At 72.3% G+C, this 6,717-nt stretch carries 2 protein-coding genes and 1 pseudogene; 1 reads left to right on the top strand and 2 read right to left on the bottom strand.

Translation table 11 applies throughout. From position 1 onward, the window contains the following. Positions 1–37: 37 nt before the first annotated feature. Positions 38–3,970 carry a ThuA domain-containing protein gene (locus ACFWH7_RS15505; protein ID WP_378217563.1) on the bottom strand — a complete coding sequence of 1,311 codons (3,933 nt, stop codon included), beginning with the start codon at positions 3,968–3,970 and terminating at the stop codon, positions 38–40. A 157-nt stretch (positions 3,971–4,127) separates the two neighbouring features. Then, positions 4,128–5,285 (bottom strand): multicopper oxidase domain-containing protein, encoded by a 1,158-nt coding sequence (locus ACFWH7_RS15500; protein ID WP_378217560.1) that lies wholly within the window; start codon positions 5,283–5,285, stop codon positions 4,128–4,130. 557 nt (positions 5,286–5,842) lie between these two features. Here ACFWH7_RS15500 and ACFWH7_RS15495 point away from each other — a divergent pair. Next, positions 5,843–6,717, top strand: a pseudogene (locus ACFWH7_RS15495) (hypothetical protein); the annotation flags it as partial.

The following is a 6,717-nucleotide window of genomic DNA, read 5'->3' as shown; positions in this document are numbered from 1 at the left end:
GGGGACGGCCCGGCCGGGCCGCCCCCGCCCGGGGGTCCTAGAGGTCCGCCACCCGGATGTCACGGAACTCGATGAGGTCCGCGTTGCCGTGGTTCTGGAGCCCGATGAACCCGCTGTCGAACTGGCGCAGGTCCGTGGGCGGGTCGCCGGCCCGGGACGACTGCTGTCCCGGCGAGTTCTCCCACTCGTTGATGACGACGCCGTTGCGGATGATCGTGTACTGCTGGCCGACCACCCGGATCTCGTACTCGTTCCACTCGCCCTTGGGCTTCTCGCCGCCGGTGTTCAGGCCGAGCGGGTCGAAGTTGTAGACCGAGCCGGTCTTCTGGGGCTCGCCCGTCGGACCGTCGTAGATCTGGATCTCGTGACCGCACGAGATCGCGACCCACGCCGGGGACTGACCCTCGGCGCACTCGACGTCGCCGGGCGCGTCCGGGTTCGGGAACCGGGTGAACACGCCCGCGTTCGCGTAGTGGTCACCCTCCGAGACGTCGCGGTAGAGCAGCTTGACGGAGAAGTCTCCGAGCTCCTCGCCCGCGTACCAGAGCATGCCCAGCCCGCCCTGCGAACGGATCGAGCCGCCCGGCTCGAGCGTGAACTTCCCGCCCGGTGCCTGGAACCAGTCGTACAGCGACGCCTGGGTGCCGTCGAAGATCGTGCGGTACCCACCGGGGTCCACGCCGATCTGGGACCGGGCCGCCGCGTCGACGAGGCGAGCGCGCTCGCGCTCGTCGATCCGGCTGTCGTCGTACAGGCTCTTCGCGACCGACTCGACGTGCGCCAGGAACCGGGCGTGGGTGCGCCACTCCTTCTCGTCCTGGAACAGGTCGTTCATCGTGCAGGCGCCCAGGTCGAGGTTCTCGACCGTGGAGTCCACGTCGCCGAAGAACACGGTCTCGCGCTCGTCCGGCAGGGTGCACGACGGCGAGCCGTCGGTCGTGACCGTGGCCTTCGACCCGTCCGCGTACGTCACGGTGAGCTTGGCCTCGTAGGTCCCGATGCGGGGGTACTTGTGCTTCGGGTTGGCCTGGCGCGAGGTCGAGCCGTCGCCGAACTCCCAGAGGTAGGAGACGCCGCCGGACCGCGCACCGGTGAACTGCACCGTCAGCGGGTCGCCCTGGATGCTCGTCGCGGACGCCGCCGGAGCCGGGGTCGGAGCCCCGCCCTGGTAGGTGATCCGCATGAGCTTCTGGTTCGGGTCGAGGCTGAAGAAGCCGCCCGCGTAGTCGACCATGTACAGCGCGCCGTCCGGACCGAACTTCGCGTCCATCCAGCTCTGGAGCAGCCCGTCACCGCGGCCGCCCGGGATGATCTGGCGGAGGTCCTCCATGAACACGGGCGCGTCCAGGTTCTCCGGGTCGACCGTCACCGCGACGCGGTTGTTCGAGTTCGACTGGTCGCCGATGAACCACTTGCCCTCCCAGTACGACGGCCATGCGACGTCGGACTCGGGGTCGACCTGCGACTGGCGGTAGGTCGGGCCGGACATGACGGCCTGGCCGCCACCCCGCAGCCACGGGATGGTGTAGGTCGCCTCGTCGTCCTCGTAGGTCGGGATGCCGTTGCCGCGGTCCGGGAACACCGGCCCGCCGCCCGAGGGCGAGTACCAGATCATGTTGTCGCGCACGGGCGGGAGGTCCACGAGGCCCGTGTTGCGCGGCGACGTGTTCTTCGGGTTGTCGCAGTCGTACCAGCCGGTGAGGACGCTCGCGTCCTCGTTGCTCCGGTCACGGTACGGCTGCTTGTTGCCCATGCAGTACGGCCAGCCCTGGTTGCCCGCGGACGTGATGATCGTCGCGGTCTCGTACTTGGCCGGGCCGAGCTCGGGGCTCGGGCTGCCGGCGTCCGGGCCCACCCAGGCCGCGGTCAGCCAGTCCGTGTCGGGGTCGATCTGCAGGCGCGAGATGTTGCGCACGCCCATGACGTAGATCTCGGGACGCGTCTTGTCCGCGGGGTACTCGCCCACCGGGAACAGGTTGTCGTCCGGGATCGTGTACGTGCCGTCGTCCTCGGGGTGGATCCGCAGGATCTTGCCGTTGAGGTCGTTCGTGTTGCCCGACGTGCGGCGCGCGTCCTGGAAGCTGATCCCCGCGTACTCCTGCGTCCAGTTGTTGCCGGAGTAGCCGTTCGAGCCGCCGGACGAGTTGTTGTCGCCCGACCCGACGTAGAGGTTGCCCTCGCTGTCGAACGCCATGCCGCCACCCGCGTGGCAGCAGCTGTGGATCTGCGTCTCCCACTCGAGCAGGTCGACCCGCGTGCTCTGGTCGATCGTCGGGGTCGCCGGGTCGTAGGTGAACCGCGAGACCGTGCGGTAACCGACGCGACGCTCGCGGTCGATGTTCTCGTGCGGCATCCAGTACACGTAGAGCCAGTGGTTGGTCGCGAAGTCGGGGTCGGGCACGATGCCGAGCAGCCCCTCCTCGTTCTTCACGAGCTCGTCGCCGCTGCCGCGGTTGCCCATGACGTCGAGCGTCGTGAGCAGCTTCGCCTCACCCGTCTCCGGGTCCCACTGGTGGATCGTGCCGCAGCCGAGGCCCACGTTCGGGTCGCTCCACGGGACGATCGGGCCGGTCGCGCACGCGCCACGGCCGATGTAGAAGACCGTGCCGTCGGGCGCGATCGTCAGGCCGTGCTGCTCGCCGTTCTGGTCCAGCGTGCCGGCCGTGTTCACCTGGGACAGGCGCTCCGCCTTGTAGTTCGACGCGATCGTGGCCTGGCAGTCGCCGCGCACCACGCCCGTCGTCCACTGGAGCGCACCGAGCAGGTGCTCGCGGAACGTCTCGTCCGCCCAGCTCTCGGGCGTGCCGCCCATGCCGGTGAAGAACGAGCGGCCGCCGTCGTAGTCGCGGCACCACGAGAGGGGCTGGAACGGGTTGGTCGTCGGGCCGGCGTCGGGGCCGGGCTCGAGCGTCGCGACCGTGTGCACGTCACCGGTCGGGTCGTCGGCCCAGTCGAGCCACCGGTCCTCGCGGTCCCACGTGAGCGGGAGGTCCGCCGTCGCGGGGTGCTGGCGGTCGACCAGGTCGACCGTGCGCTCCTCGAGCGGGATCTCCGGGTCGGGCTGCTCGACGGAGTCGGGGCCGAAGATCGAGAGCTCCGCGAGCTGGACCTCGGCGTCGCCGGAGTTCGCGGTGACGTCCAGCCGGTACCAGCCGTACTCGGTCTCGTTCGCGACGTCGAACGTGCGCGGCTGGAAGCGCTGCGGGAAGTCCTCGTCGGTGCGCGTGTCGAGGTCGACCCACGTCTGCCCGTCGGTCGAGCCCTGGAGCTTCCAGTTCTTCGGGTCGCGGCCCGCGGAGTCGTTCGCCGACGTGATGCCGTACTTCACGACCGCGACGGGCTGCTCCATGCGCAGCGTGAGCTGGCCCGTGCGGGCGAACGTCAGCCACTTGGTGCCGGGGTCGCCGTCGACGGCCTTGGCCGGGGTCTCGGCGGCCGGGCTGCGGCCGGTGCCGGTCGCCTCGGCGACCTTCTCCGCCGTCATCGTCGCGCCCTTGATCCGGGCGCCGACGAGGCCCTCGAACCACTTCGACGCCTCCTGGGCGCGCGCGGCGTCGCGAACGCCGAGGAAGCCGCCGCCGGAGTTGATGTACGCCTGGAGCGCGGCCTCCTGCTCGCCGCTCAGCTCGATGCCCTCCGAGGAGAGCATGACGACGCCGCGGTACTCGCCGAGCGTCGCCTCGCTGATCATCGCGGGGTCGGACGTCGCCTCGACGTCGAACCCGTTGGCGGCACCCAGCTCGGTCAGCGCCGCGGTCGCGGCGACGACCGGGTCGGTCTGCTCGTCGGGTGCGCCGTGGAACACGAGCACGCGCACGGGCGCGGTGGCCGCCGCGGCCGCGACGGACCCGGCCGTGGGGGTCACGCCCGAGGCGACCGTGCTCGTCGGTGCGGTGGCGACGGGCTGCGCCGCCGCCGGGATCACGGCCGCGCTCGCGACGAGCGCGACGCCCGTCAGGCCGACCGTCAAGGCCCGTAGTGCTCCCGGTCGGGAGCGCCCCCTCGTGGGGGGTGTCGATCGTCTGGACAGCACTCTCCAACTCCTTCGTCATCGGTGCGACGCTCCCGGGAGGGCCGGGAGCCGATCGTGCTGGTGCGGGTCGGGCGGGAGGCCCGTGGGTCCCGCGTCAGTGGCCGGCGTGCCCCGAGAGGTCGACGACGGCCGGCCCGGTCCCGCCGGCGGCGGCGCCGTCGGTCGTGGCCGTGGCCCCGGACGGCGCGGCACCCGACGGCGCCGACATCGTGTGGCTGCCATGGCCCTGGAACCGGTCGATGGATTCCTGCGCCCCCGGCGGCATGGAGCCGTCGGCGTTGCGCACGAGGAAGATGCCCGCCATCCCGCCGTCGGAGTGGAACTGGACGTGGCAGTGGTACATCCACGCACCGGCGCCCACACCGAGGCCGGCGACGACCTGGAACCCGAACGCGTCGCCCGGGTTGAGGTCCCGGTTGTCCACGACCTGGCTCGGGTCGTACTGGTCCGCGAGCAGGCCGGTCCGGTTGTTCGCCCAGCGGTGCGCGTGCAGGTGGAAGGTGTGGAGCTGGTTCCCGTGCCCGATGCAGATGAACTCGACGCGCTCGCCGAGCTTCGCCTCGAACATCGGGGTGTCGGGGGCGACCTTGTTGTTGATGGTCATGTCGTTGAAGACCATCGTGAACTGCTTCTGCGGCAGCACGTCCCCGACCCGGCGCACGACGAGCGCGCCGTAGAGCCCGGCGGCGAGGCCCTGCGTGCCGTGGTCGCCCCACGCATGGTCGTGGTAGTGCCAGTAGCCCGCGCTGCCCGGCATCCAGATGCCGCGGTCGCGCGCCATCTTGACCGTCGACCAGGTGTAGGTGCGCGTCTCGCCCGGCTCGTTGAACGAGTTGTTGAACGTGCTGCCGTCGCTGTTGACGTCGTAGTTCACGCCGTGCGGGTGGATCGACAGGCGCTTGTCCGTCGTGTTGACGAGCGTGATCTCGAGGGTCTCGCCCTCCCACATCTCGAGGATCGGGCCGGGGACCGTGGCCTTGCCGCGCTCGAGGCCGTAGCCGACGAGCGTGTCCGAGATCCGCTCGGCGTACATCGTGATCTTGCGGACGTCGCCCGCGGCGGTGGCCACCGCACCGGTGGCCGCACCGGTCGTCGTCGCGGCGGCGGCCGGGGGTGCGGCGGCGACGCTGCCGCCGGCGCCCAGCAGCAGAGCGGCCGCAGGGCTCGCGGCGACGACGCCTGCCCCCGCGAGAAGCGCCCGTCGCGAGAGCGGCCTCGCGGGCGTCTCGGTCTCGGTCGTCGGGTCGGGCATGGGGACTCCTTCCGGGCGTACGGGGTCGTCCGGGCGGCTCGCGGGCGCGCCGGACCGGCGTGCCGGCGCTCGCCGTCACGCTGACCGGCGCCACGTGGGCGCGCGGAGGTTCCCCGGGTGGTGCTGTGGGGGGTGCACTGTGGGCAGGACTGGGTCGTGCGGGGGTGTCCCGCGTCGCAGAGGGTCGAGACAGGTGCTCGGTCGTGCGGGGCTCGACCCGCGACCGGTGGGAGACCGACCGTGGGGCGAGGTCCGGGGCCACCATGGCCCCGCCGGGGCACGCGTCGGTGCGCGCCGTCGGCTGTCGGCCCGGACGCCGCGCTCCCCTGCCCGACGTCCGGTCCCCTGGTCGGTTCCAGGGGCAACGAGGTTTATGACACCGCAGTCAGGAGGCGATGTCAACCGTTAGGCGAAAGTTGTGTCGACAACAAGCAAAAGTCCCCGGTCAACCGACACTTCTCCGTCAGCCCGGTCCCCTGAGCCGCTCGTCGCGCGGTGCGGTGGCGGTCCTGGGCGCCCGGCGGGTGTGCGACGCACACCCGTGGTGGAGTGACCGCGTGACGAACGATCCCCCCGCCTGGTCGGTCCGCGAGTCGGGCCTCGCGGTCGACTCCCCCGAGGCGGCCGCGTCCCTCCTGTCGCTCGCGAACGGGTACGTGGGCGTCCGGGGCGTCCTGGACGAGGTCCCCGCGGACGACGACCCGGCGACGCTCGTCGCAGACGTCTACGAGGAGTTCGACCAGACCTACGCCGAGCGCGCCTACGCCTACCCCGAGGTCGAGGAGCGCCTGGTGCCCGTCGTCGACGCGTGGCGGCTCGGCTGGTCGGTCGACGGCGCGCCCGTCGACGTGCGGACCGCCGACGGCGACCCGGGGCTCACCGGTGCGGTCGAGTCCCACGACCGCGTGCTCGACCTGCGCGACGGCGTCCTGCGGCGCGAGCTGCGGTGGACCTCGCCCGCGGGCGGCACCGTGACGCTGCACAACGAGCGGCTCGTGCCGCTCGCGCGGCGCGCGGTCGTCGCGACGCGCTGGCGGGTGCAGGCGCACGACGACGTGACCCTGACCCTGCGGCCCGTGCCCGACTGCCCGCACGGGGACGCGGACGAGGACCGGGCGGCGCCCGGGCTGCGCACGGTCTCGTGTCGGCACGAGACCGACGGCTCGTCGGTGCGCCAGCGCACCGTGCGCTCCGAGCGCGGCGTCGCGGTCGAGACGGCGCACGTGGTCGAGACCGCGGACGGCGTCTCGCCCGTCTGGCACCACCGCGCCGGCGGCGCGTCGCTCACGGTCGACCTGCGCGCGGGCCAGTGGCTGAGCGTCGTGGGGGGGGGGGGGCGGGCGCGCCGGGGCCGCGGGGGGGGCGGGGGCGCCGGCCCGCCCCCCCCGGCCGCGCCGGCCACGCCGTGGGAGTGCGAGAGAGAGACAGATCA

Origin of the sequence: Cellulosimicrobium cellulans (assembly GCF_042723955.1) — a bacterium.
GTDB classification, from domain to species: domain Bacteria; phylum Actinomycetota; class Actinomycetes; order Actinomycetales; family Cellulomonadaceae; genus Cellulosimicrobium; species Cellulosimicrobium cellulans_H.
Note: the sequence above shows the minus strand (reverse complement) of the source record. Positions and strands in the feature narration are given on the sequence as shown.